The 23449-nt window shown below is 63.8% G+C and carries 23 protein-coding genes; 17 read left to right on the plus strand and 6 right to left on the minus strand.

Annotated elements, in window-relative coordinates; all coding sequences use genetic code 11:
• Positions 1-16: 16 nt before the first annotated feature.
• From E8E75_RS06760 to E8E75_RS06770, 3 genes are all read left to right on the plus strand, one after another.
• Positions 17-706 (plus strand): bifunctional 4-hydroxy-2-oxoglutarate aldolase/2-dehydro-3-deoxy-phosphogluconate aldolase, encoded by a 690-nt coding sequence (locus E8E75_RS06760; RefSeq protein ID WP_171016546.1) that lies wholly within the window; start codon positions 17-19, stop codon positions 704-706.
• A gap of 270 nt (positions 707-976) precedes the next feature.
• Positions 977-2602, plus strand: coding sequence for an NADP-dependent glyceraldehyde-3-phosphate dehydrogenase (locus tag E8E75_RS06765; protein ID WP_153918339.1), 1626 nt, complete (start codon positions 977-979; stop codon positions 2600-2602).
• Positions 2603-2739: 137 nt separating this feature from the next.
• Positions 2740-3558, plus strand: a complete 819-nt coding sequence (locus E8E75_RS06770) for a shikimate 5-dehydrogenase (protein WP_153918341.1) — start codon at positions 2740-2742, stop codon at positions 3556-3558.
• Between the two features lie 128 nt (positions 3559-3686).
• Here the strand turns inward: E8E75_RS06770 and E8E75_RS06775 are convergent, their stop codons facing one another.
• The 5 genes from E8E75_RS06775 to E8E75_RS06795 form a co-directional block, all read right to left on the minus strand.
• Positions 3687-4163, minus strand: a complete 477-nt coding sequence (locus E8E75_RS06775; RefSeq protein WP_120655096.1) for a MarR family transcriptional regulator — start codon at positions 4161-4163, stop codon at positions 3687-3689.
• A 275-nt stretch (positions 4164-4438) separates the two neighbouring features.
• Positions 4439-5230 carry an ABC transporter ATP-binding protein gene (locus E8E75_RS06780; protein WP_120655097.1) on the minus strand — a complete coding sequence of 264 codons (792 nt, stop codon included), beginning with the start codon at positions 5228-5230 and terminating at the stop codon, positions 4439-4441.
• Entirely contained in the window at positions 5230-7029 is a 1800-nt protein-coding gene (locus E8E75_RS06785) for a branched-chain amino acid ABC transporter ATP-binding protein/permease (RefSeq protein WP_120655098.1), read from the minus strand. The genes E8E75_RS06780 and E8E75_RS06785 overlap by 1 nt, the downstream gene beginning before the upstream one ends.
• Complete coding sequence (locus E8E75_RS06790) at positions 7026-8063, minus strand: branched-chain amino acid ABC transporter permease (RefSeq protein ID WP_120655099.1); 1038 nt, start codon at positions 8061-8063, stop codon at positions 7026-7028. The genes E8E75_RS06785 and E8E75_RS06790 overlap by 4 nt, the downstream gene beginning before the upstream one ends.
• A 177-nt stretch (positions 8064-8240) precedes the next feature.
• Positions 8241-9392 carry an ABC transporter substrate-binding protein gene (locus E8E75_RS06795; protein ID WP_153918343.1) on the minus strand — a complete coding sequence of 384 codons (1152 nt, stop codon included), beginning with the start codon at positions 9390-9392 and terminating at the stop codon, positions 8241-8243.
• A 735-nt stretch (positions 9393-10127) separates the two neighbouring features.
• Between E8E75_RS06795 and E8E75_RS06800 the strand changes: the two genes are divergently transcribed.
• From E8E75_RS06800 to E8E75_RS06850, 11 genes are all read left to right on the plus strand, one after another.
• Positions 10128-11240: an amidase gene (locus E8E75_RS06800; protein ID WP_120655381.1), complete on the plus strand. Its 1113-nt coding sequence runs from the start codon at positions 10128-10130 to the stop codon at positions 11238-11240.
• A 25-nt stretch (positions 11241-11265) separates the two neighbouring features.
• On the plus strand, positions 11266-12438 hold the full coding sequence (locus tag E8E75_RS06805; RefSeq protein WP_153918346.1) for an acyl-CoA dehydrogenase family protein: 1173 nt from the start codon (positions 11266-11268) through the stop codon (positions 12436-12438).
• 27 nt (positions 12439-12465) lie between these two features.
• Positions 12466-12828, plus strand: coding sequence for an IacB protein (locus tag E8E75_RS06810; protein WP_120655102.1), 363 nt, complete (start codon positions 12466-12468; stop codon positions 12826-12828).
• Positions 12829-12833: 5 nt separating this feature from the next.
• On the plus strand, positions 12834-13340 hold the full coding sequence (locus tag E8E75_RS06815; protein ID WP_120655382.1) for a nuclear transport factor 2 family protein: 507 nt from the start codon (positions 12834-12836) through the stop codon (positions 13338-13340).
• 155 nt (positions 13341-13495) lie between these two features.
• Positions 13496-14770, plus strand: coding sequence for an aromatic ring-hydroxylating dioxygenase subunit alpha (locus E8E75_RS06820; RefSeq protein ID WP_120655103.1), 1275 nt, complete (start codon positions 13496-13498; stop codon positions 14768-14770).
• Between the two features lie 83 nt (positions 14771-14853).
• Complete coding sequence (locus E8E75_RS06825; protein WP_120655104.1) at positions 14854-15330, plus strand: aromatic-ring-hydroxylating dioxygenase subunit beta; 477 nt, start codon at positions 14854-14856, stop codon at positions 15328-15330.
• A 153-nt stretch (positions 15331-15483) separates the two neighbouring features.
• Complete coding sequence (locus E8E75_RS06830; RefSeq protein ID WP_153918350.1) at positions 15484-16224, plus strand: SDR family NAD(P)-dependent oxidoreductase; 741 nt, start codon at positions 15484-15486, stop codon at positions 16222-16224.
• 89 nt (positions 16225-16313) lie between these two features.
• Entirely contained in the window at positions 16314-17273 is a 960-nt protein-coding gene (locus E8E75_RS06835; RefSeq protein ID WP_153918352.1) for a PDR/VanB family oxidoreductase, read from the plus strand.
• Positions 17274-17291: 18 nt separating this feature from the next.
• Positions 17292-17792, plus strand: coding sequence for a flavin reductase (locus tag E8E75_RS06840; RefSeq protein ID WP_120655107.1), 501 nt, complete (start codon positions 17292-17294; stop codon positions 17790-17792).
• Between the two features lie 377 nt (positions 17793-18169).
• The gene (locus tag E8E75_RS06845) at positions 18170-19447 is read left to right on the plus strand and encodes an OprD family porin (RefSeq protein WP_120655108.1); all 1278 of its coding nucleotides are present in this window, start codon (positions 18170-18172) and stop codon (positions 19445-19447) included.
• Between the two features lie 59 nt (positions 19448-19506).
• Complete coding sequence (locus tag E8E75_RS06850; RefSeq protein WP_153918354.1) at positions 19507-20130, plus strand: NIPSNAP family protein; 624 nt, start codon at positions 19507-19509, stop codon at positions 20128-20130.
• Between the two features lie 137 nt (positions 20131-20267).
• Here the strand turns inward: E8E75_RS06850 and E8E75_RS06855 are convergent, their stop codons facing one another.
• Complete coding sequence (locus E8E75_RS06855; RefSeq protein ID WP_153918356.1) at positions 20268-21155, minus strand: LysR family transcriptional regulator; 888 nt, start codon at positions 21153-21155, stop codon at positions 20268-20270.
• A gap of 135 nt (positions 21156-21290) precedes the next feature.
• Here E8E75_RS06855 and E8E75_RS06860 point away from each other — a divergent pair, with 135 nt between their 5' ends.
• The 3 genes from E8E75_RS06860 to E8E75_RS06870 form a co-directional block, all read left to right on the plus strand.
• Positions 21291-22412, plus strand: a complete 1122-nt coding sequence (locus tag E8E75_RS06860; protein ID WP_120655383.1) for a muconate cycloisomerase family protein — start codon at positions 21291-21293, stop codon at positions 22410-22412.
• Between the two features lie 15 nt (positions 22413-22427).
• Positions 22428-22718: a muconolactone Delta-isomerase gene (gene catC / locus E8E75_RS06865; protein ID WP_153918360.1), complete on the plus strand. Its 291-nt coding sequence runs from the start codon at positions 22428-22430 to the stop codon at positions 22716-22718.
• Positions 22719-22757: 39 nt separating this feature from the next.
• Positions 22758-23449 (plus strand): dioxygenase (locus E8E75_RS06870; RefSeq protein ID WP_280358363.1); only part of this gene is annotated, 692 nt, incomplete at its 3' end.

Genomic DNA, 23449 nt, shown 5'->3' on the forward strand with positions numbered 1-23449 from the left:
GCCCGAAGGAACGCCCATGACCAGTCTCCCCACCCATCGGGCCACCAGTCGCGAAGCCGTGCCGAGCATGGCCGACAAGGCGGCCCTGATCGATATCCTCTGCGGTGCGGCGCGCATCCTCCCGGTGATCACCATCGAACGCGAGCAGGACGTCCTGCCCCTGGCCGATGCCCTGGCCGCTGGAGGCCTGCGCACCCTGGAAGTGACCCTGCGCTCCGAGCACGGCCTCTCCGCCATCCGCACCCTGCGCGAACAGCGCCCGGAGCTCTGCGTCGGTGCTGGCACCGTGCTGGATGAATGGATGCTGGCCGAAGCCGAGGCCGCCGGCTCGCAGTTCATCGTCACCCCCGGCTGCACCGCCGAGCTGCTGCGTGCGGGCGTCTACAGCCCGTTGCCGCTGCTGCCCGGTATCAGCAGTGCGTCGGAAATCATGCTCGGCTACGCCTTGGGTTATCGCCGCTTCAAGCTGTTCCCGGCGGAAATCTGCGGTGGCGTGAAGGCCCTGAAAGCCTTTGGTGGCCCCTTCCCCGGCATCCGCTTCTGCCCCACTGGCGGGGTCAACCCCGACAACCTGCACGACTACATGGCCCTGCCCAATGTGATGTGCGTGGGTGGCACCTGGATGATGGACAAGGACTGGATACGCAACGGCGACTGGCGACGCATCCAGGAAGCCACCGCCCAGGCGCTGGAACTGCTGGGCTGAAACCCACCCAGTCAGCGTTCCTGCTTCACCTGTAGGAGCGAATTCATTCGCGAAAGGGCACCCAGTGCCCTCGGGTAGCCGCTCAGGACAGGCCAGCGGCCTGCTTCGCGAATGAATTCGCTCCTACACGTTTCACCCCGACACCGTAGTTCCCGGACTTCAATCTCCTGCGAGAACGGATTCCGCCAAACGGTTTGCTGAAACGATTTACCAAATCAAGAAACCGCGTTAAAACCGACTTCCAGTGGTTCCGATCCAGAGGAAAGTGCAATGACCCACAACAACAAGCTCGAAGCCCTGTTCCCCACTGCCGACCAGATTCCCGAGCGCTACCGCCCCGGTGCGCCGATCGAACAGCGCGAGTACCTCGTCAACGGCGAGCTGATCTGTTGGGATGGCCCATTGGCTGCCGTGCGCAGCCCGATCTTCCTGGCCACCGACAAGGGTGATGAGCAGGTGGTGCTGGGCAGCACGCCGCTGCTGGACGCCGACGCCGCGCTGGCAGCCCTGGAGGCCGCCGTGAACGCCTATGACCATGGTCAGGGGCTGTGGCCGACGATGCGCGTGGCCGAGCGAATCCAGCACGTGGAGAAGTTCCTCGCCCGCATGCGTGAGCAGCGCGACGCGGTCGTCAAGTTGCTGATGTGGGAGATCGGCAAGAACCTCAAGGATTCCGAGAAGGAGTTCGACCGCACCTGCGACTACATCGTCGACACCATCGAGGCGCTCAAGGAACTCGACCGCCGCTCCAGCCGCTTCGAGCTGGAGCAGGGCACCCTCGGCCAGATACGCCGCGTACCGTTGGGCGTGGCCCTGTGCATGGGCCCCTACAACTACCCGCTGAACGAGACCTTCACCACGCTGATCCCGGCACTGATCATGGGCAACACCGTGGTGTTCAAGCCGGCCAAGTTCGGCGTGCTGCTGATCCGTCCGCTGCTGGAGGCCTTCCGCGACAGCTTCCCGGCCGGCGTCATCAACATCATCTACGGCCGTGGCCGGGAAACCGTCAGCGCCATCATGGCCAGTGGCAAGGTGGACGTGTTCGCCTTCATCGGCACCCACTCCGGCGCCGCCGACCTGAAGAAGCTGCACCCGCGCCCGCACCGCCTGCGCGCGGCGCTGGGCCTGGACGCGAAGAATCCCGGCATCGTGTTACCCAAGGTGGACCTGGACAACGCCGTCAGCGAGGCCATCACCGGCGCGCTGTCCTTCAATGGCCAACGCTGCACGGCGCTGAAAATCCTCTTCGTCCACGAGGATGTGCTCGAATCCTTCCTCGACAAGTTCTGCGCCAAGCTGGCCGCGCTCAAGCCGGGCATGCCCTGGGAAGACGGCGTTGCCCTGACCCCGTTGCCTGAACCGGGCAAGGTCGATTACCTCAACACTCTGCTGGCGGATGCCGTGACCAAGGGCGCCAAAGTGGTCAACCCGAGTGGCGGCAGCCACCGGCAGAGCTTTTTCTATCCCGCCGTGCTGAGCCCGGTGAGCCCAGAGATGCGCCTCTACAACGAAGAACAGTTCGGCCCGCTGATCCCGGTGGTGCCGTATCGGGAAGTGGAGGAAGTGATCGACTACGTGCTGCATTCGGACTACGGCCAGCAGCTAAGTCTGTTTGGCAACGACCCCGCCCAGGTTGGCCGGCTGGTGGATGCCTTCGCCAACCAGGTGGGCCGCATCAACATCAACGCCCAGTGCCAGCGGGGCCCGGACACCTTCCCCTTCAACGGGCGGAAGAACTCGGCCGAGGGCACGTTGTCGGTACATGACGCCCTGCGGGTGTTCTCCATCCGTACCCTGGTGGCAACCAAGTTCCAGGCGGACAACAAAGAATTGGTGAGCGAGATCATCCGCAACCGCGAATCGAACTTCCTGACCACGGATTACATTTTCTGAGGCGGATGTGATTGCTGCTTTTTTGTGGGAGCGAATTCATTCGCGACAGGGTGGTTCCCGGTCAGGCCTTCGGCCTGATTCGCGAATGAATTCGCGACTACAAGGTTTGATTCCCCGCCGCAAAAACGGAGACTCCAATGCCCCGCACCATCAGCCGCGACACCCGGCTCTGCATGTCGCTGTCCGGCCGGCCCGGCAACTTCGGCACGCGTTTTCACAACTATCTGTACGAGGCCCTGGATCTGGACTTCGTCTACAAGGCCTTCACCACCACCGACCTGCCGGCGGCCATTGGTGGCATCCGCGCCCTGGGTATTCGTGGTTGCGCCGTTTCCATGCCGTTCAAGGAAGCCTGCATCCCATTGCTGGATGAACTGGACCCTTCTGCCTTGGCCATCGATTCGGTCAACACCATCGTCGCCGACAACGGCTGGCTGAAGGGCTACAACACCGACTACAGCGCCGTGGCCAGCCTGCTGGCGAGCCACGCGGTGCCGAGCGACATTCGCTTCGCCGTGCGTGGCAGCGGTGGCATGGCCAAGGCGGTGGCCAGCGCCTTGCGCGACAGTGGTTTCCGACACGGCACGATAGTCGCCCGCAACCCGGAGGCCGGCCCGGCGCTGTCTGAGGGCTGTGGATATGCATGGCTGGCCGAGCTGGGTGACGAGCATCCGCAGATGCTGGTCAATGTCACTCCCATCGGCATGCAGGGCGGCCCGGAAGCGGACTCCCTGGCCTTCACCCGTGAGCAGGTGGAAGCGGCCGAGTGGGTCTTCGATGTGGTGGCCCTGCCGGTGGAAACTCCGCTGATCCGCCTCGCCCGCGAGCTGGGCAAGCCGGTGATCACCGGTGCGGAAGTCATCGTGCTGCAGGCGGTGGAGCAGTTCGTGCTCTACACCGGCGTACGGCCGGAGGCAGGGTTGATCGAGCAGGCTGCGGAGTTTGCGCGAGGGTGAGGGAAACCTTGTAGGGGCGATTTCAATCGCCAAGCAGGACGGAGGTCTGCCCTTCAAGGCCCCATGGGGACACTGCGTGTCCCTTGGCGAATGAATTCGCCCCTACAGGAACTGCACCACCGGAGGAATCAATCCTCCGGCAGGTTCGCGTAGATCTTTTCCAGCGTGCCGTTGAGCTTGGCGATCTGGGCTTCGGTGAGGCCCTGGAAGCTGTTGGTGAAGATGTGCGCGGTATTGACCTGGATTTCTTCCACCATGTGCCGGCCCTTGTCGGTGATGGTCACCTGGGTGACGCGGCCGTCGTTGCTGCAGGGGGCGGTGTCTACCAGGCCGTCGTCCTTCATGCGGTAGACGATCTTGGTGACGGTGGAGAGTTTGGCGATGGCATGCTCGGACAGCTCCGAGATGCTCGACTGGCCGTTCTCCTTGAGGATGAAGAGGATGCGCCAGCGAGGGACGTCGAGGTCGATCTTCTTCAGGGTCTTCTCCATGGCCATGTTGTAGCGGCCATAGACTCTGGCGATCCAGTAGAAGGGAAACTCCTCCTTCTTGAAATCGTCGCTTGCGGGGTTGTAACGGTTGAGGCGCTTTTTCGGGGTGCTCATGCGAGGGGGGCAAGGTTCGAACTGACAGGGGGAGAGTTATAGGGGGTTGCGCGTGGGCTGTCGACAGCCATCTGCAGCGGGCTTGACCTCGGTCAGCAGGGCGGGCCGCTGCGGAGAGCGGCCAACCCCCGTCAGCCGTGCAGGAAACGCTGGGCCAGGTCGAGCTGGGAGTTGGCCAGTTGGTGCAGTTCCTGGCCGATCTGGGTGCTGCGCTGGGCCTGGCCGGCGCTCTGTCCGGCAAGCCCGGCCGGTCGACGATCGGCCGGGCTGTTTACCTAGCTGGCGAGCATCTCCTGGTGCTTGCTGGCCAGGCCCAGGTAGGCCTCGATCACACGCGGGTCATCGGCCAGTTGGGCGGCCGGGCCCTGCATGGCGATCTGGCCGGTTTCCAGCACATAGGCGTAGTCGGCCACACGCAGCGCGGCGCGGGCGTTCTGCTCCACCAGCAGGATGGAAACCCCCTGCTGACGCAGGGTGGTGATGATGCGGAAGATCTCGCGGGTGATCAGCGGTGCGAGGCCCAGACTGGGTTCGTCGAGCATCAGCAGCTTGGGCTTGGCCATCAGCGCACGACCTACGGCGAGCATCTGCCGCTCGCCGCCGGAGAGGGTGGCGGCCAGTTGGTCGCGGCGTTCCCACAGGCGCGGGAACAGGTCGTAGACCTCCTTCAGCGTGATCGCGTGGTCGCGCTTGCCGCTGCGGTGACGCTGGAAAGCGCCGAGCAGCAGGTTGTCGGCCACCGTCATGCTGCCGAACAGTTCGCGCTTCTCCGGTACCAGGCCGAGGCCGCGCGCGACCATCACTTCCACTTCCGGCACCGCCTCCAGGCTGCCGTCGAAGGCGACCCGGCCGCGGGAGCCGAGCACGCCCATGATGGCGGACAGCAGGGTGGTCTTGCCGGCGCCGTTGGGGCCGATCACGGTGACGATCTGCCCCTGGCCAACCCGCAGGCTGGCGTTGGACAGGGCTTCCACCTTGCCGTAGGCGACGCTCAGGTCGCTGACTTCCAGCACCGGATTGGCGGCGAGGTTTTCCGGCTGCTTCAGGTCTTGAATCGGCATGTTCATCACTCAGCACCTCCGAGATAGGCTTCCAGCACTGCCGGGTCTTTCTGTACGTCAGCTGGCAGGCCGTAGGCGATGCGCTGGCCGAACTCCATCACCACGACCCGGTCCACCAGGCCCATGACGAAGTCCATGTCGTGCTCCACCAGGAGAATCGCCATGCCCTCGCTGCGCAGGCGGCTGAGGAGCACGCCAAGGGCTTCCTTCTCCTTGTGGCGCAGGCCGGCGGCCGGCTCGTCGAGCAGCAGGAGGCAAGGGTTGGCGCAGAGTGCGCGGGCGATCTCCAGGATGCGCTGCTGACCCAGGGCCAGGCTGCCGGCTTCCACGTGCAGGTAGTCGCCCAGGCCGACGCGTTCCAGCTGGCGGCGGGCTTCGCCCAGCAGTTCGGCTTCCTCGGTGCGGTCCAGGCGCAGCGCGGCGGAAAGAACGCCCTTGTTGCCGCGCATGTGGGCGCCGATCGCGACGTTCTCCAGCACGCTCATTTCCGGCAGCAGCTTCACATGCTGGAAGGTGCGGCTCATGCCCATGCGGGCGATCTCGCGGGAGGGGATGCCGTTGATGCGCTGGCCACGGAACAGCACGTCGCCCGAGGTGGGCGTGTCGACGCCGGACAGCTGGTTGAACAGGGTGCTCTTGCCGGCGCCGTTGGGGCCGATCAGCGCGAGGATTTCCCCGGCGCGTACGTCCAGGTTCATCGCGTTGTTGGCCACCAGGCCGCCGAAGCGGCGGGTCACGTCGCGGGCTTCGAGCAGGACTTCGCCCGCGACAGGCAGTTCACGGCGTGGCAGCTCGACGGTGGCTTCCACCGCCTTGAACGACGGGCGCGGTTTCCACGCATCCGGCACCAGGCGCAACAGCAGGGGCCAGAGGCCGCCCGGCGCACGTTGCATGAGCAGGATGATGAGCAGGCCGAAGACGATTACCTCGTAGTTGCCGGAGCTGCCGAACACGTGTGGCAGCAGGTCTTGCAGCCACTGCTTGAGCATGGTCAGCACGCCCGCGCCGAGCAGCGCACCCCAGACGCTGGCCACGCCGCCGATCAGCGCCATGAACAGGTAGTCGATGCCCATGTGCAGGCCGAAGGGCGTGGGGTTCACGAAACGCTGCGTATGGGCGTAGAGCCAGCCCGACAGGGCGGCAAACAGCGCGGAGATGAGGAAGATCACCATCTTCGCGCGGAAGGTGTTCACGCCCATCGACTCGGCCATCAGTTGGCCGCCCTTGAGGGCACGGATGGCGCGGCCTTCGCGGGAGTCCAGGAGGTTCTGGGTGATCAGCATGGCGCAGAGCAGCACGGCCCAGATCAGGTAGTAGATGTCCTCACCCTTGTTCAGCTCCCAACTGAACAGCGAGATCGACGGCAGGCCGCTGACGCCGGTGTGGCCGCCGAGGGATTCCAGGGTGCCGAACAGGTAGTAGAGCGACAGGCCCCAGGCGATGGTGCCGAGTGGCAGGTAGTGCCCGGAGAGCTTGAGGGTCAGCGCGCCTAGCAGCAGGGCCACCGCACCGGTCAGAACAAGGCCCACCAGCAGCGTCAGCCAGGGTGAGGCGCTGGCCCAGGCCAGCCAGCCCGGCAGGTCCTGCACGGTAGTCAGGTAGGCGCTGGTATAGGCGCCAAGGCCAACGAAGGCAGCCTGGCCGAAGCTGGTCATGCCGCCGACGCCGGTGAGCAGAACCAGGCCGAGGACCACCAGCGTGTAGAGGCCGATGTAGTTCAGCAGGGTGACGTAGAAGGGCGGCAGCAGCAGCGGCGCGACGCCGAGCACGGCCACCAGGGCGAGGATCAGGTAGCGCGGTTTCATTCATCGTCCTCCACATGACGGCTGGTGAGGGAGCGCCAGAGCAGGAAGGGGATGATCAGGGTGAAAACGATGATCTCCTTGTAGGTGCTGGCCCAGAACATCGAGAACGCCTCGATCAGGCCGACGCCCAGCGCACCCAGCGCAGCCACCGGGTAGCTCACCAGGCCGCCGATGATGGCGCCGACGAAGCCCTTGAGGCTGATGACGAAGCCCGAGTCGAAATAGAGGGTGGTGATGGGGGCGATGAGGATGCCCGAGAGCGCACCGATGAAGGTGGCCAGCGCGAAGGTGGACTTGCCCGCCAGGTTCGGCGAGATACCCATGAGCCGGGCGCCCAGGCGATTTACCGCCGTGGCGCGCAGGGCCTTGCCGTAGAGGCTGCGCTCGAAGAACAGGAACAGGCCGACGATCAGCGCCAGCGAGACAGCGATCACCCACAGGGTCTGGCTGTTGAAGGTCACCGGACCCAGGGTCAGGCCGGCCTCGGAGAAAGGTGCGGTGCGTGCGCCTTCAGGGCCGAACATCAGCAGGCCGAGGCCGACCATGGCCACATGCACGGCGATGGAAACGATCAGCAGCACCAGCGAGCTGGCCGAGGCGATTGGCTGGAAGACCAGGCGATAGAGCTGCGGGCCCAGCGGTACCACCAGGCACAGGGTTAGCAGGGCCTGGATCGCCATCGGCAGTTCGGCCAGAGGCAGGCTACGCACCAGTCCGACCATGGCCAGCGCATAGGCGAGCTTGGGGATGATTCGTATGGGGAAACGGAAGCCGCGGCTGGCGCGGGTTGCGTCATACAGGTCCATGGCGCAATCCGCCAGGGTCAGGCCGAGCAGCAGCCAGACCAGCGCGGTGGGCTGGCCGGCCTGCAGGCTGGCCATGGCCAGCGCGCCATAGGTGACGAACTCCCCCTGGGGGATCAGCAGGATGCGCGTGACGGTGAAGACCAGCAGGAGCGACAGGGCCAGCAGCGCGTATATGGCGCCGTTGGTGATGCCGTCCTGGCCGAGCAACAGGGCTATCTGGAGATTCATGGTGGGAACTCTTGTTGCGATTCATAGGGTGGATGACGCTTTCTCATCCACCGTCGGTGCTCCATCCGAACCCCGTAGGGTGGACATGAAGAGCGATGTCCACCCTACGGAGCGGGAAGGTCTGCCGTGCGTAGGGTGGATGACGTTTTTTCATCCACCATCGGCGCTCGACCCGGCTCAGTTGCGGCCGAGCAGCGTCCAGGTACCGTTCTTCACCTGGATCAGTTCACGGCCGCGTTCGTCGAAGCCGCTGTGGTCCTCCGGAGTCATGTTGTAGACGCCTTGGGTAGCAGGGAGCTCGTGGCTCGATTCCAGCGCGTCGCGCAGGGCAGCGCGGAACTCCGGGGTACCCGGTGCGGCCTTGGCGGCGGCCTGCGGAATGGCCTTCTGCAGGAGCAGGCCCGCGTCGTAGGTATTGGCACCGAAGGTGGCCGGCTTGCTGCCGTTCAGCTTCTCGTAGGCGGCTACGTACTCGCCGGCGACCTGCTTGGAGGGATGGCTGTCGGGGATCTCGTCCAGCACCAGCATCAGGCTGGCGGCGAGGATGGTGCCTTCGACCTTCTTGCCGCCGAGCTTGAGGAAGTCCGGCAGGGCGGCTCCGTGGGTCTGGTACATCTGGCCGCGATAGCCCTGGTCGAACAGGGTGGTCTGCGGCAGTACCGCGGCGCTGCCAGGCGCCGCGACCAGCACGGCGTCAGGACGGGAAGCCAGCACCTTCAGGCTCTGCCCGGTGACGGACGTGTCCTGGCGCTGGAAGCGCTCGTTAGCCACCAGCTTGATGCCATGTTCGGCGGCCAGGGCGCCCATCACCTTGGACCAGTTCTCGCCGTAGGGGTCGGCGGTGCCGATGAAGCCCAGGGTCTTCACGCCGCGCGCGGTCATGTCGTCTACCAGGGCCTTGGCGATCAGGTCGTCGTTCTGGGTGGTCTTGAACACCCACTTCTTCTGGTCATTCATCGGCAGCACCACGGAGGCGGTGCCCACCGGTGCCAGCAACGGCACACCGGCCTCGGCGACGAACTGGATCACGCCCATGGCGTTGGGCGAGCCGCTTGGGCCGATGATGGCGTCGACGTTCTCTTCGCTGATCAGCTTCTTCAGCGCCTTGACGGTAGCGGTGGGGTCGCTGCCGTCATCCAGGGGGATGTAGGTCACCGTCTGGTTCCCTGCCTGGGTAGGCAGCAGCGGCGTCGAATTCTTCTGGGGAAGCCCCACCAGGGCCAGTGGACCCGTGGAAGAGGTTATGACACCGACTTTCACTTCGGCCTGGGCATTGGCCAGGCAGATGGCACTGAGGAGCAGGGTGGACACGGCTTGTTTGAGGAACATGACGTTCTCCGAGGGTTGCAAGGCTATTGGAGAGGCAATCCGCAAGGCGCGTCGGTCCCTTGTGGGGGGCCGGCGCGCAGATGGCTTGCCGCCTTTTTTTTGTTCTGGCGCCTTGTGGCGCTGCCGGCGGCTATCCCGCTCGGCGGAAGCGAAAGTGCAGCTCCCGTGCCAGAAAAACCTGCGCCATGGCGGTGCAATGCCGAGGCATCCCCGTTGAGGCGTTCGGCTTTCTCCTCAAGTCGGCATGTTCTGGCTCTCACGTCGGACCTTTCGGAAAACCTCATTCCTGCCAGTGGCAATCGGCCTTTCAGCGTCCTTCTTCAGGGTGTTTTACCTGCTTATTTATGTGATTTTTTGGGCTGTAAAAAGCCATATTTATCTCCAATAAAACCGCAATAATTTGCAAATAATCCGTTCGATTACCGGTCATTTCGAGATGGGGTATATGCACGCAGATTTTCAATGTGTGCGATGTGAATGATTCTTAAGTTACTTATAAATCATTGAAAAATAACGATTTAATAATCATTTTTGCGTGAAAGTTCTATTTTTAGGTTGTTACCTAAATGCACGGAAGTGGTGCTTTGTTACGTGAAAATGCACCTAATCTACACACTCTTTTTCCAGTGATAATTCAATTGACATTTCACGTAATTATTCCGATTCTGGATTTACGCAATCGACACCCTCGACGGGGTGATCGGGCACCAACAAGAACGCCAATGGGTGAAGCAGATGACGATAGTGGTCGAGCGACTGGAGCTGGGTGGCGCGGGGCGAACCGTGATGGTGAAGGACACCATCGATATCGCCGGCCACCCGACCCGTGCCTCCAGTCGTGCGCTGGAAGAAGCGCCCGACGCCGTGCGCCATGCCGATGTAGTCCAGGCGCTGCTGGATGCCGGTTGCCGCATCACCGGCAAGACCAGCCTGCATGAACTGGCCTTCGGCACCACCGGCCTCAACGCCTGGACCGGCACCGCGGAAAACCCGCGTTATCCCGGACGCGTGCCCGGTGGCTCCTCCAGCGGTTCGGCCGCTGCCGTCGCCGCGGGTCTCTGCGACTTTTCCCTGGGTACCGATACCGGTGGCTCGGTGCGCGTTCCGGCGGCCTGCTGCGGTGTGTTCGGCCTCAAGCCGACCTTCGGACGTGTCAACCGTGCGGGTGTGATGCCGGCGCAGACTTCTCTGGATTGCGTCGGCCCCTTTGCCGACACCATCCAGATACTGATCGAGGCCATGGCTGCCATCGATCCTTCCTTTGATGCACTGCCGACGGTGAACGGCGTCCGGATCGGCGTCGTACCGGTACACGCCAATCCGGAAGTGCAGGCGGCGCTGGATGCCGTGCTGGAAGCCTCCGATTTCGAACTGCTCAGTGCGCCGCTGCCCGGGATGCAGGCCGCCTATGACGCGGGCCTGGCCATCATCAACCGGGAAACCTGGAATGCCTGCGGCCACCTGGTGGAAACCGGGCTGGTTGGCGCCGATGTCGCTTCGCGCCTGCTGGCTGCCAGTGGCACCACCGATGCCGCCTTGGCCGACGCCGAAGACGTCCGCGCCGCATTCACCGCTGAAGTGGATGCCGCCCTGGCGCGTTGCCCGATCCTCGCGCTGCCGACCATGCCGGACTACCCGGCGCTGGTCGCTGACGCTGCTGATACCCGCGCGGCCATTGGCATGACCGCCTTCGTGCGGCCGTTCAACCTCACTGGCCACCCGGCATTGAGCATGCCCTTCGAGGGCGCCTCGAAGCTGCCGGTGGGTCTGCAACTCGTTGCCGCCAAGGGCGCGGATGAACTGCTGCTGGCAGTCGCCCGCGAGATCGTGCAGCGCCTCGAACAATAACCAAGAAGCCCACCTGGAGAGCCCCATGTCTTCGCTAAGCGAGCTGGATTACCAGCGCCCCACCCCGATTACCGCGAGTGAAGGATTCCAGGCACTGCTCGCAGACATCCGCGAGCGTGCCCGGCGCGAGGAATTCGACCGGCAGAAATTCATTTCCCAGGACGTGATCGAGCGCTTCAAGGAGCTCGGCGTCTACCGTGCTCTGGTGCCCACTCGCTTCGGAGGCGATCAGCGCTCGCCGATGGAGTTCTGCCAGATGGTGGAAGACATTTCCGCCGCCGATGGCTCTGCCGGCTGGGTCGCCAGCTTCGGCATGAACCCGGTGTACCTGGCGGCGCTGCCCCTGGCGACCCTGGAAAAGGTCTATGCCAACGGTCCGGACGTGGTGTTCGCCGGTGGCATCTTCCCGCCGCAACCGGCCGTCTTCGTCGAAGGCGGACTGGAGGTCAACGGCCGCTGGAAGTTCTCCAGTGGTTGCATGGGCGCCAACCTGATTGGTGTCGGCATCAGCCCGAAGAACGGTGACACCGTCGGTCTGCCTCGTCTGGCCGTGATGCCGAGCGAAAAGGTGAAGATCGAGGAGACCTGGGACGTGGTCGGCCTGATCGGCACCGGCAGCCATGACGTGGTGATCGATGGCGTGGTAGTCCCCGAGGAATGGACCTTCGTCCGTGGTGGCCCGTCCAACCTCGACGAACCGATGTTCCGTTATCCGTCCCTGTCCTTCGCCACCCAGGTGCTGTCTGTCGTGGGGCTGGGCGTCGCTCGTGCCGCGCTGGACTACCTGTCCGGCATGGCCACTGGTCGTTTCTCCGTCACCGGTGCCCCGGCCCTTTCCGACCGCCCGTTGGCGCAGATGCAGATGGCCAAGGCCGAAGCCGAATTGCGCGCCGCCCGTGCCTGGTTCTACGAGGCCATGGAAAACGCCTGGGCCAACTTGCTGGCCGGCGACCCGGTGAGCGTGGAACAGACCAACCTGCTGCGCCTGTCCTCGACCCATGCCACCCGCGTGGCGGCCGAAGTGGCGCGTACCGCGCAGATGCTCTCCGGCATGACCGGCGTGTACCGGGACAACCCGCTGTCGCGCTTCGTCAACGACACCCTGGTGATCACCCAGCACGCCTTCATGGGCGACATGACCTACCAGAACGCCGGCGCGATCTTCTTCGGCAACAAGCCGCTGCCCGGCTACCTGTGAATTCCAACTGACTGATCGGTGATTCTGATGAGCGATAAAAAAGCCCTGCGCGTCCTGTTCTGCATGGGTATCAACCAGAACTTCTTCGATGCGCCGCGCGAAGAACAACTGCAGGTCTGGGCTGCTTTCAGCGAAATGTGGAACGGCATCCACGACCTGCCCGGTGTGAAGGTGTTCGGCAACATGGACGACGACCAGAGCATGGTCGGCCCGTCCACCGGCTACCCCTGGACCACCTACCTGCTGGCCGACGTACCGGACATCGAAACCGTGCACGCCGCCTGCAACCTGTTCCGCACCACCCCGGTGGGCGACGGCACCTACAAACTCTGGCGCTACGCCAAGGTCGAGGCCCGTACCGGCCGCGAACTGATCATCCAGCGCGCGTGACCGCCATGACCGAAGCCCTTGAGCAACGCCTGCGCCAACTGGAAAGCGAACATTCCGTGCGCGCCTGCATGAACCGCTACATGGAGCTGTGCGACGCACTGGATGCCCGCACGCCCCTGGATGAGTTGGCCGGCCTGTTCACCGCCGACGCCATCTGGGAAGGCAAGGGTGCCAAGTACGCCAAGAGCTTCGGTGGCTACCAGGGCCGTGAGGCGATCCGCGCCATGTTCGCCACCTACATGGTCGAGCCGGCGCACTTCGCCCTGAACGTGCACTTCCTCTGCTCCGAGCTGATTCGCGTAGAAGGCGCGCAAGCGCTTGGCAGCTGGGTGATGTTGCAGACCTCCACCTTTGCCAGCGGCGCCTCGCACCTCAATGCAGCGCGCCTGACGGTGAAGTTCCGCGAGGAAGAGGGCACCTGGCGCATGGCGCATTTCCAGACCGAGAACCTGTTCAGCCGCCCGGTGGATGCCTGGAACGATTCCGCGCACCTGCCGGTGCCGGGCAAATGAAAACACCTGCCTGCCTTTGTGTAGGAGCGAGGGGGGACGCCGAGTCCTTGCTCGCGAAAGGGGAGCGACCGAGGTTCGCGAGCAAGCTCGCTCCTACGGAAGCCGCCAACAAGAACTTTGTGTGAGTCGACGCCTTGCGCCGACGAGGAGTGATCGTGACCAACCTGATCGAAACCGTGAACCTGGCCAGCTCGCCGGCCGACCTGGTGCTGCACGACCGCGTGCACACCTCCCTCTATACCGACGCCCGCATCTTCGACGAAGAGCTGGAGAAGGTCTTCTACAGCACCTGGATCTGGGTCGCCCATGCCAGTGAGATTCCCGAGGCCGGCAGCTACAAGAGCACCTACGTCGGCAAGCAGCCGGTGATCGTGGTGCGTGACCGCAAGAAGGACGTGCACGTGCTGCTCAACCGCTGCCGTCACCGTGGCGCCACCGTCTGCGAGCACAAGAAGGGCAAGACCAACAGCTTCGTCTGCCCCTACCACGGCTGGAGCTACGCCCTGGACGGCAGCCTGCGCGGCGTGCCGCACCCGGAGAGCTACGCCGATTGCCTGGACAAGGGCGAGCTGCCGCTGGTGAGCCTGCGTGTCGAGGAATACAACGGCATGATCTTCGCCACCTTCAAGGACGACATCGAGCCGCTGGTGGACTTCCTCGGCCCGGCCAAAAAGTGGATCGATCTGTTCATGAAGCAGGGTGCCGGCTACGGCGTTAAGGTTTCCGGTGAGCACCGCTTCCGCTTCCCCGGCAACTGGAAGATCCAGCTGGAAAACACCACGGATGCCTACCACTTCCCGCTGGTGCACAAGTCGTTCCTGTCCTCGGTGGACGAGCAAACCCTGGAACTCTTCGATTTCGTGAAGGGTCCGGGCTACGTCGAAGACCTCGGCAACGGCCACAGCGTGATGGTGATGATCCCCGACCTGGTGGACCTGGAAGCCAACCTGGACCTGCCGATCCCCGAGCGTTTCGAGGCCCTGGCCATTGATCTGCGCGCCGAAGGCATCGAGGAACAGCAGGTGCGCCGTATCGTCCGCGCCGTCGGCGGCTCCGGCTTCAACCTCAACCTGTTCCCCAACGTGGCCTGCTCCATGGCCTTCTTCCGTGTGCTGCAGCCGATCTCCGTGAACGAGACCGAAATCCACCACGCGGTGATCACCATGGACGGCGGCCCGGCCGTGGCCAACCGCTACCGACTGCGCCTGCACGAACACTTCCAGGGCCCCATGGGCTTCGGCACCCCGGATGATTCCGAGGCCTGGGAGCGTGTGCAGAAGGGCGCCCAGGCGGGCACCGACCTCTGGATCATGCTCAACCGCGGCCTGCCCGGCGAGAAGCCGAGCGAGGACGGGCTGATCAGCGACGTCAGCGCCGAGACCGGCATGCGCGCGGCCTATCAGCAGTGGAAAAAGATGATGTCGGCCTAACCCCATCCGACGCTGCGCGCGCCCCTCCCCAGCGGTGAGAAGGGCGGCGTGGCCACGCAACGCACAGTTTGAAGAGACCAGCCATGAACCTTGAATTGCTCAACCACGTCAGCGCTTTCATCTGGCAGGAAGCGGACATGCTCGACCACGGCGAATTCGACGCCTGGTTGAACCTGTGGTCCGACAAGGGCACCTACATCATTCCGATCGATCCGACCGAGACCGATTTCGAGAACACCCTGAACTACGCCTACGACGACCACCACATGCGCCAACTGCGGGTGCAGCGTCTGATCGGCGGCGAGTCCATCTCCACCAGCCCGCGGGCCCGCACCGTGCGTGCCCTGTCGCGCTTCCGCGTGCTGGGCGAAGAAGACGGCGTGATCACCGTGCGCTGCGCACAGAACCTGCGGGAATTCCGCAAGGACGTGCTCAAGCACTACACCGCCGACATCACCTTCCAGCTCAAGCGCGAAGGCGAGGGTTTCAAGATCCAGCGCAAGCTGATCCAGCTGATCAACTCCACCGATACCCTCGCCGGTATCGGTTACATCCTCTGAGGGCCGACCCATGAGCTGCTGCGCGTCGGCGATACCGCGTCATCAATGGCTTCGAGATGCTCATTTACAGCACGTAAACTCCGCTCTCTCAGCCATTTCTTCCTTGTCTCGCTCTAGCTCGCGAGCCCATGAGTCGACCCTGGGGAGCGCGCCATGAGTCAGATTGCACTCGTCACCGGCGCCGCCCAGGGCCTCGGCCTCGCCATCGCCAGCCGCCTGTTCGCCGCCGGTTACGCCGTGGTGATCTCCGACCTGTCGCTGGAACGCGCCCAGGCCGCTGCCGACCGGCTCGACCCGAGCGGCGAACGCAGCCTGGCGCTGAAACTCGATGTGGCCAGCAAGGCCGACTTCGAGGCGGCGCTGGCGGCGTCGCTGGATCGCTTCGGTGCGCTGCATGTGGTGGTGAACAACGCAGCCATGACCATGACCACGCCGGTCATGCAGATCAGCCCCGAGGAGTTCGACCGGGTCCTGAGCCTCAATACCCGCAGCGTCTTCGTCGGCTGCCAGGTATTCGGCGCGCACATGGCCGCGGCCGGCTACGGGCGGATCGTCAACATGGCTTCTCTGGCCGGGCAGAACGGCGGCACCGCCACGGGCGCGCACTACGCCGCGTCCAAGGGCGCCATCGTCACCCTGACCAAGATCTTCGCCAAGGAGCTGGCGGCCAGTGGTGTGACCGTCAACGCTATCGCGCCCGGGCCGATCGAATCGCCCGCCGTGCGCGCAGCGGTGCCGGCCGAGCGCATGGAAGGGCTGCTTGCCAACATCCCGGTCAAGCGCCTGGGCGATGCGGATTTCCTCGGCGATCTGGTGGTGCAGCTGGCGCGTCCTGAAGCCTATTTCACTACCGGGGCGACCTGGGATGTGAACGGTGGACTGTTCATGCGCTAAGTGCGCGAAGCGACAAAGCAAGGCCGTGCGTGCAGTGCGGTGGGTAACAACGAGAACAAGCAGCACCTTGAAGGTGCGGGAAGGCCGGTATGAGTGAGCAAGTGTTGAATCTGGTGGTCCGCAAGCGGGTGGAGCAGGGCGAGGGCGTGGTGATCCTCGACCTCGCCGACCCGTCGGGCAAACCCCTGCCGGCGTTCGAAGCCGGCGCCCATGTGGATATCCACCTCAAGCCCGGCCTGGTGCGCCAGTACTCCCTTTGCGGTGACCCGGCCAACGCCTCCGTCTACCGCCTTGGCGTGCTGCGCGATCCGGCTTCCCGTGGCGGTTCGGTTGCGGTCCATGAACTGCTGCAGGAAGGCAGCGAGGTCGCCATCGGCGCACCGCGCAACCTCTTCCCGCTGGCCGGCGGCGCGAGCCGTTCGATCCTCATCGGCGGTGGCATCGGCATTACCCCGATGATCGCCATGGCCCACGAGCTGACTGCGAAGGACAGTGCCTTCGAGCTGCACTACTGCGGTCGCTCGCGCAGCCGTACCGCCTTCCTCGACGAGCTGGAAAGCGCCGACTTCGCCGCTTGCGTCCGTACCCATTTCGATGATGAGGCCGCCGAGCAGAAGCTCGACCTGCCCGCCGTGCTGGGGCAACCAGCGGCCGATGTTCACGTCTATGTTTGCGGCCCGGCCGGGTTCATGGACTGGGTGATCAGTGAGGCACGCAAGGCCGGTTACGCCGACGATCACATCCACCGCGAGTACTTCCAGGTGGAAGTGGACGCCAGTGGCGACAGCTTCGAAGTCGTTGCTTCGCGCAGCGGCAAGGCGGTGCAGGTGGCTGAGGGCCAGAGCATCGTCGACGCTCTCGCCGGCGTCGGTATCAAGATCGAGATTTCCTGCGAGCAGGGCGTCTGCGGTACCTGCCTGTGCAACGTACTGGAAGGCGAACCGGACCACCGTGACGTCTACCTGACCGATGAAGAAAAAGCCGCCAACGACCAGATCCTGGTCTGCTGCTCGCGGGCCAAGTCGAAAAAACTGGTGCTGGACATCTGACAGCTGAGGGGCAAGACCATGGTCGATACCAATGGATTCCGTAATGCCATGGCGCTGCTGGGCGGCGCCGTTTCAGTCATCACCACCGATGGCACCGCAGGCCGCTGGGGCTTTACCGCTTCGGCTGTGTGCAGCGTCACCGACCAGCCGCCGACGCTGCTGGTGTGCATGAACCGCTCCTCGTTCGCCAATGGCCATTTCAAACAGAACGGCGTGCTCAGCGTGAACGTGCTGACCGCCGAGCTGAAGGAAATCTCCGGTGTCTTCGCCAACCGCGAACTGGACTCCGAGCAACGTTTCGCCCGCGCCAGCTGGAGCACCCTGGAGAGCGGTTCGCCGCTGCTGGACGACGCCCTGGTGAGCTTCGACTGCCGCATCGCCCAGGCGCATGAGGTGGGCTCGCACACCATCTTCTACTGCGAGGTGCTGGGCATCCGTCACGGCAAGAACCAGGAAGGCCTGGTGTATTTCAACCGCGCCTACCACCGCCTGGGGGATGCCTCGCGCTCGGCCTGCTGATCGACCTGTAGGAGCGGGGGCCGCGAAAGTCTGCCGCAGGTTGTTCGCCAGCAAGCTGGTTCCTACGGCAAACGAGACCCGGTTAGCGTGTAGGAGCGGATTCATTCGCGATGCGGGTCGCAGGCCTGCCAATGGATTTCGGCTGATCGCCGGAATACCGGATGAAGTTGTACTTCATCCAGTTTGAAGCTGTACCCATAACTATATATATCGAGGGCGCCCGTACATGTTCGGGTGGCGGGCCTTGCTACAACTTTTTTGAAGTAAGTGGTTATAAAAACAAAACTGTGGATTAACTGCCGAAGTTGCACTTCTTGCTAATTAATCTGCTCCCACTAGATGTGCCTTGCATGCACATGTAAGAAAGGATCACTTCCATGTTTCAGAAAAGCTGGCTGGCCAGCGGCGTGGCTGCCGCGGGCCTGATGGGGATGCTCATGCCGATGTCCGCCCAGGCGGACTTCGTGAAGGATCGGCAAATCAGCCTTGGCCTGCGCAACTTCTATATCGATCGTGATTTCAAACAGGATGATGCACCAAAGTCGCGTATTGGAAGTTGGACCCAGGGTTTCGACTTCCGTGCCATCTCCGGATATACCGAAGGCACTTTGCAGTTCGGTCTGGATGTATCCGGGCAATATGCCTATCGCCTCGATGGCGGCGGCGGTCGCGGCCCGGACACCATCATTCCCTACGACGACAGCAAAGGTGAGCAGGTGCGCGACTACGGCCGCGCCGCGCTGACCGGAAAGGTGCGTTACTCCAAGACCGAGTTGAAGGTCGGCGAGCATCGGCCGATGCTGCCGGTGGCCTTCTACGATGATTCCCGCCAACTGATCACCACTTTCCACGGCTTCCTGCTGGAGTCCCGTGAAGTGGACCGGCTGACGCTCACCGGTGGCCGTTTCACCGAGATCAGCAGTCGCGAATCGTCCAACCGCGAGAAGATGTACCTGTTCAATGGGCCGGACATCAAACGCCGCAGCGATGGCCTGAATTTCGGCGGTGCCACCTACGCCTTCACCCCGAGCCTTACCGCCAGCTACTTCTACGGCCAGCTGGAAGACATCTACCAGCAGCATTACCTGGGCGCGACCCATACCGCTGACCTGGGTGGCGGCTATGGCCTGAAGACAGACCTGCGCTACTTCGACAACAGCGAAGACGGCAAGGCGTTGTACGGCGATATCGACAACCGCTCCTACGGCGCGATGACCACCCTGCGCAAGGGCCCCCACGCCATCGGCGTCGGCTACCAGCGCATGCTCGGCGAGAGTGTCTTCCCAACGCTCAACGGCTACGCGCCGCAGCCGTATCTGGTGAACTGGTCCACCGTCGGTTTCGTAAAACCCAACGAAAGCTCCTGGCAGCTGCGCTACGACCTCGACTTTGCCGCCTACGGCGTGCCCGGCCTGAAGCTGATGACCCGCTACCTGCGAGGCACCGGCATCGACCGTGGCAACAACGCCCTGGACCAGAACGTCGAGAGCGAACGCAACATCTACCTCAGCTACGTGGTGCAGAGCGGCCCGCTCAAGGGCGTCGGTTTCGAGTGGCGCAACATCGACGTCAAGACACGCTACGGCAACGGCAGTGCCTCGGGTCCGGACTATCAGGAAAACCGCCTGATCACCACTTATACCTTCAAGTTCTGACCCTGCGGGGCCGGTCGAAAACGGTCGGCCCCGCATTCTTACCTGGCAGCGAGACTCCGATGCGACTCTACGAACTCATCACCTTCACCCTGCGCGTGCGTACTCCCGCCGCGACCCTGGCGCGCCTGGAATCCACCCTTGCCGAAGCGCTGCCGGGCTGCACATTGGTCGGCTGCTGGTCCTCGGAAATCGGCCCCCTGAACCAGGTCGCCGTGCTGCGCGGCTTCAGCGACGAACAGGCCCGTCAGGCCGAGCGCGAGCGCTACCTGCTGGCGCGGGATGCATTCGGCATCGAGGAGTTCATGCTCGACATGAAGGTGGAGAACTACAGCTTGTTTCCCTTCCTCGAACCCCTCGCGCCGGGCGCCCACGGCCCCTTCTACGAACTGCGCGAATACAACCTGATTCCCTCCGGCTTGACCCCCACCCTGGAAGGCTGGAAAAAGGCCGTCGGGCCGCGCACCGGCGCAAGTTATTCACAGGTCTACGCGGCCTTCTACGCCACCGACGGACGCACGCCGCGTTACCTGCACATCTGGCCCTACGCGACCCTGGAACAGCGCCTCGACGTGCGCACGCGGGCGGTGGAAGACGGCGTCTGGCCACCGGAGAACTCCGGGCCGCAACTGCGTGAAATGCATTCCACCGCCTACCTGCCGGCGAAGTTCTCGCCGCTGCAGTAGGCGAAAACCCTTTTTAGCTTTACCTCAGCCCGTTCCACTCCTTTGCGGGCTTTTTTTCTTGTTGTAGGGGCGCTTCGGCCGCTCTCTTGTGGGCGTGAATTTATTCGCCAAGGGCAGCGCAGGGGCCCCGAGCACGCTCAGGCACCGATATGCCCTTCGGACAGCTCTTCGATCAGAGCCAGGCAATGGGTCAGCGCCGGGGAGGCATCGCCCACACGGCGGCTGATGATGATGGGGGAGGTGGCCTGGGCTTCCTGCAGGTTGGCGTAGCCGATGTCGATGCGGTGCAGCACCTGTACCGAGGCCGGCACCAGGGTGATGCCGATACCGGCAGCCACCAGGCCGATGGCGGTCTGCAGTTCGTTGGTCCATTGCGCCACTTCGATCTGCAGGCCGTAGGCCGCGAACAGTGCCAGCACATGGTCGGCATAGCTTGGCCGTGGGTTGCCCGGATAGAGCACGAAAGGCTCCTGGGCCAGGTCGGTAAGGCTCACCGGGCCGGGTAGAAGCGGATGTCCGGCGGGGAGGGCGGCCACTAGCGGGTCGAGGGTCAGCACCTCTTGCTGGATGGCCGGATCATTGATGTGGATGCGGCCGAAGCCGACGTCGATGCGCCCGGCCTTGAGCGAGTCCACCTGTTGCAGGGTGGTCATCTCCGACAGGCCCAGTTCCAGCCCGGCGTCGCTGCGCAAACGACGGATCAGATCGGGCAGCACACCGTAGAGGGTGGAGGGCGCGAAGCCGATGCCGAGCCAGGCTTTTTCGCCTGACCCAATGCGGCGGGTATTGTCACAAACCTTCGTCAGCTGCTCGAGGAGGGTGCTGGAGTGCTCATGGAAAAAGCGTCCTGCCTCGGTCAGGCGCAGGGGTCTGCCACGGTCCAGCAATGCCACCCCGAGCTCCTCTTCGAGTTGCTGTATCTGCCGGCTCAGTGGGGGTTGAGCGATGTGCAGGCGCTCGGCGGCACGGGTGAAATTGAGGGTTTCGGCAAGCGCCTGGAAGTAGCGCAGGTGGCGAAGCTCCATGGTGACTCCGGGGCGGTGACTTTTCGGGTTTGTCGATACCCTGGAGGTATCGTGCTAGACAAACTCTATATTGGACCCCGCGATTTGTCGCGGCCACTATCGGGACCAGATGAAACGAACCTGATGGGTATTGAAGTGAGCCAAGTCCTGATCGAAAGCGTCGAGACGATCATCGTCGACCTGCCGACCATCCGCCCGCACAAGCTGGCCATGCACACCATGCAGAACCAGACCCTGGTGGTGATCCGCCTGCGCTGCTCCGATGGCATCGAAGGCATCGGCGAGTCCACCACCATCGGTGGGCTGGCCTACGGCAACGAAAGCCCGGAGAGCATCAAGCAGAACATCGACAGCCACCTCGCGCCGCTGCTGATCGGCCAGGACGCCAGCAACATCAATGCCGCCATGCTGCGCCTGGACAAGGCCGCCAAGGGCAACACCTTCGCCAAGTCCGGCCTGGAAAGCGCACTGCTCGACGCCCAGGGCAAGCGCCTCGGCCTGCCGGTGAGCGAACTGCTCGGCGGCCGCGTGCGTGACGGCCTGGAAGTGGCCTGGACCCTGGCCAGCGGGGATACCGCCAAGGACATCGCCGAAGCCGAGCACATGCTGGAAATCCGCCGTCACCGCATCTTCAAACTGAAGATCGGCGCGGGTGAAGTGAACCGCGACCTCAAGCACGTGATCGCCATCAAGCAGGCCCTGGGCGACAACGCCAGCGTGCGTGTCGACGTCAACCAGGCCTGGGACGAATCCGTTGCCCTGCGTGCCTGCCATATCCTTGGTGATAACGGCATCGACCTGATCGAACAGCCCATTTCGCGCATCAACCGTTCCGGCCAGGTACGCCTGAACCAGCGCAGCCCGGCGCCGATCATGGCCGACGAGTCCATCGAAAGCGTCGAGGACGCCTTCAGCCTGGCTGCCGACGGCGCCGCCAGCATCTTTGCCCTGAAAATTGCCAAGAACGGTGGCCCACGTGCCGTGCTGCGCACCGCCCAGATCGCCGAGGCGGCCGGTATCGCCCTGTATGGCGGCACCATGCTGGAAGGCTCCATCGGCACCCTGGCGTCGGCCCATGCCTTCGTCACCCTCAAGCAACTGACCTGGCACACCGAGCTGTTCGGCCCACTGCTGCTGACCGAGGAAATCGTCACCGAAGCGCCGGTCTACCGCGACTTCCAGCTGCACGTGCCGCGTACCCCGGGCCTTGGCCTGGCCCTGGACGAAGAGCGCCTGGCGTTCTTCCGCCGCAAGTAAACAGGAGATCTTTCCATGCTGTTCCACGTGAAGATGACCGTAAAACTGCCGGTCGACATGGACCCCACCAAGGCGGCCAAGCTCAAGGCCGACGAGAAAGAACTGGCCCAGCGCCTGCAGCGTGAGGGCAAGTGGCGCCACCTGTGGCGCATCGCCGGTCACTACGCCAACTACAGCGTGTTCGACCTCGCCAGCGTCGAGGAGCTGCACGACACCCTGATGCAGCTGCCGCTGTTCCCCTACATGGAGATCGAGGTGGACGGCCTCTGCCGCCACCCGTCATCGATTCACGAAGACGATCGCTGATCGATTCGCGCCCGATAACAACAAGATGAGGAAATAGCCATGACTATCAAACTGTCCAGTACCGAAAGCGTCCAGAAGTTCTTCCAGGAAGTGAGCGGCTTCAACAACGACCAAGGCAGCCAGCGCATGAAGAAGCTGGTGAACCGCATCCTGGTCGACACCATCAAAATCATCGAAGACCTGGAAGTCACCACCGAAGAGTTCTGGAAAGCGGTGGACTACTTCAACCGCATGGGCGCCCGCGGCGAAGCCGGCCTGCTGGTAGCCGGCCTTGGCCTGGAGCACTACCTGGACCTGCTGCTGGATGCCCAGGACGAGCAGGCCGGCCTGTCCGGCGGCACCCCGCGCACCATCGAAGGTCCGCTGTACGTAGCTGGCGCGCCGCTGTCCGAAGGCGAAACGCGCATGGACGACGGCACCGATGCCGGCACCGTGATGTTCCTCCAGGGCCAGGTCAAAGACGCCGAGGGCAAACCGATCGCCGGTGCCGTGGTCGACCTGTGGCACGCCAACACCAAGGGCACCTATTCCTACTTCGACACCACCCAGTCGGACTACAACCTGCGTCGCCGCATCGTCACCGATGCCGATGGCCGCTACCGCGCCCGCAGCATCGTGCCGTCCGGCTACGGCTGCCCGCCGGATGGCACCACCCAGGAAGTGCTGAACCACCTGGGCCGCCACGGCAATCGTCCGGCACACATCCACTTCTTCATCTCCGCACCGGGCTA

The sequence above is a fragment of the Pseudomonas sp. BN606 genome (assembly GCF_029873115.1).
GTDB lineage: Bacteria > Pseudomonadota > Gammaproteobacteria > Pseudomonadales > Pseudomonadaceae > Metapseudomonas.

What these genes read in the sequence shown, in the direction of transcription:
- E8E75_RS06760 (WP_171016546.1), top strand. Translation starts at nt 17, where the DNA reads ATGACCAGTCTCCCCACCCATCGGGCCACCAGTCGCGAAGCCGTGCCG.
- E8E75_RS06765 (WP_153918339.1), top strand. Translation starts at nt 977, where the DNA reads ATGACCCACAACAACAAGCTCGAAGCCCTGTTCCCCACTGCCGACCAG.
- E8E75_RS06770 (WP_153918341.1), top strand. Translation starts at nt 2,740, where the DNA reads ATGCCCCGCACCATCAGCCGCGACACCCGGCTCTGCATGTCGCTGTCC.
- E8E75_RS06775 (WP_120655096.1), bottom strand. Translation starts at nt 4,163, where the DNA reads ATGAGCACCCCGAAAAAGCGCCTCAACCGTTACAACCCCGCAAGCGAC.
- E8E75_RS06780 (WP_120655097.1), bottom strand. Translation starts at nt 5,230, where the DNA reads ATGAACATGCCGATTCAAGACCTGAAGCAGCCGGAAAACCTCGCCGCC.
- E8E75_RS06785 (WP_120655098.1), bottom strand. Translation starts at nt 7,029, where the DNA reads ATGAAACCGCGCTACCTGATCCTCGCCCTGGTGGCCGTGCTCGGCGTC.
- E8E75_RS06790 (WP_120655099.1), bottom strand. Translation starts at nt 8,063, where the DNA reads ATGAATCTCCAGATAGCCCTGTTGCTCGGCCAGGACGGCATCACCAAC.
- E8E75_RS06795 (WP_153918343.1), bottom strand. Translation starts at nt 9,392, where the DNA reads ATGTTCCTCAAACAAGCCGTGTCCACCCTGCTCCTCAGTGCCATCTGC.
- E8E75_RS06800 (WP_120655381.1), top strand. Translation starts at nt 10,128, where the DNA reads ATGACGATAGTGGTCGAGCGACTGGAGCTGGGTGGCGCGGGGCGAACC.
- E8E75_RS06805 (WP_153918346.1), top strand. Translation starts at nt 11,266, where the DNA reads ATGTCTTCGCTAAGCGAGCTGGATTACCAGCGCCCCACCCCGATTACC.
- E8E75_RS06810 (WP_120655102.1), top strand. Translation starts at nt 12,466, where the DNA reads ATGAGCGATAAAAAAGCCCTGCGCGTCCTGTTCTGCATGGGTATCAAC.
- E8E75_RS06815 (WP_120655382.1), top strand. Translation starts at nt 12,834, where the DNA reads ATGACCGAAGCCCTTGAGCAACGCCTGCGCCAACTGGAAAGCGAACAT.
- E8E75_RS06825 (WP_120655104.1), top strand. Translation starts at nt 14,854, where the DNA reads ATGAACCTTGAATTGCTCAACCACGTCAGCGCTTTCATCTGGCAGGAA.
- E8E75_RS06830 (WP_153918350.1), top strand. Translation starts at nt 15,484, where the DNA reads ATGAGTCAGATTGCACTCGTCACCGGCGCCGCCCAGGGCCTCGGCCTC.
- E8E75_RS06835 (WP_153918352.1), top strand. Translation starts at nt 16,314, where the DNA reads ATGAGTGAGCAAGTGTTGAATCTGGTGGTCCGCAAGCGGGTGGAGCAG.
- E8E75_RS06840 (WP_120655107.1), top strand. Translation starts at nt 17,292, where the DNA reads ATGGTCGATACCAATGGATTCCGTAATGCCATGGCGCTGCTGGGCGGC.
- E8E75_RS06845 (WP_120655108.1), top strand. Translation starts at nt 18,170, where the DNA reads ATGTTTCAGAAAAGCTGGCTGGCCAGCGGCGTGGCTGCCGCGGGCCTG.
- E8E75_RS06850 (WP_153918354.1), top strand. Translation starts at nt 19,507, where the DNA reads ATGCGACTCTACGAACTCATCACCTTCACCCTGCGCGTGCGTACTCCC.
- E8E75_RS06855 (WP_153918356.1), bottom strand. Translation starts at nt 21,155, where the DNA reads ATGGAGCTTCGCCACCTGCGCTACTTCCAGGCGCTTGCCGAAACCCTC.
- catC (WP_153918360.1), top strand. Translation starts at nt 22,428, where the DNA reads ATGCTGTTCCACGTGAAGATGACCGTAAAACTGCCGGTCGACATGGAC.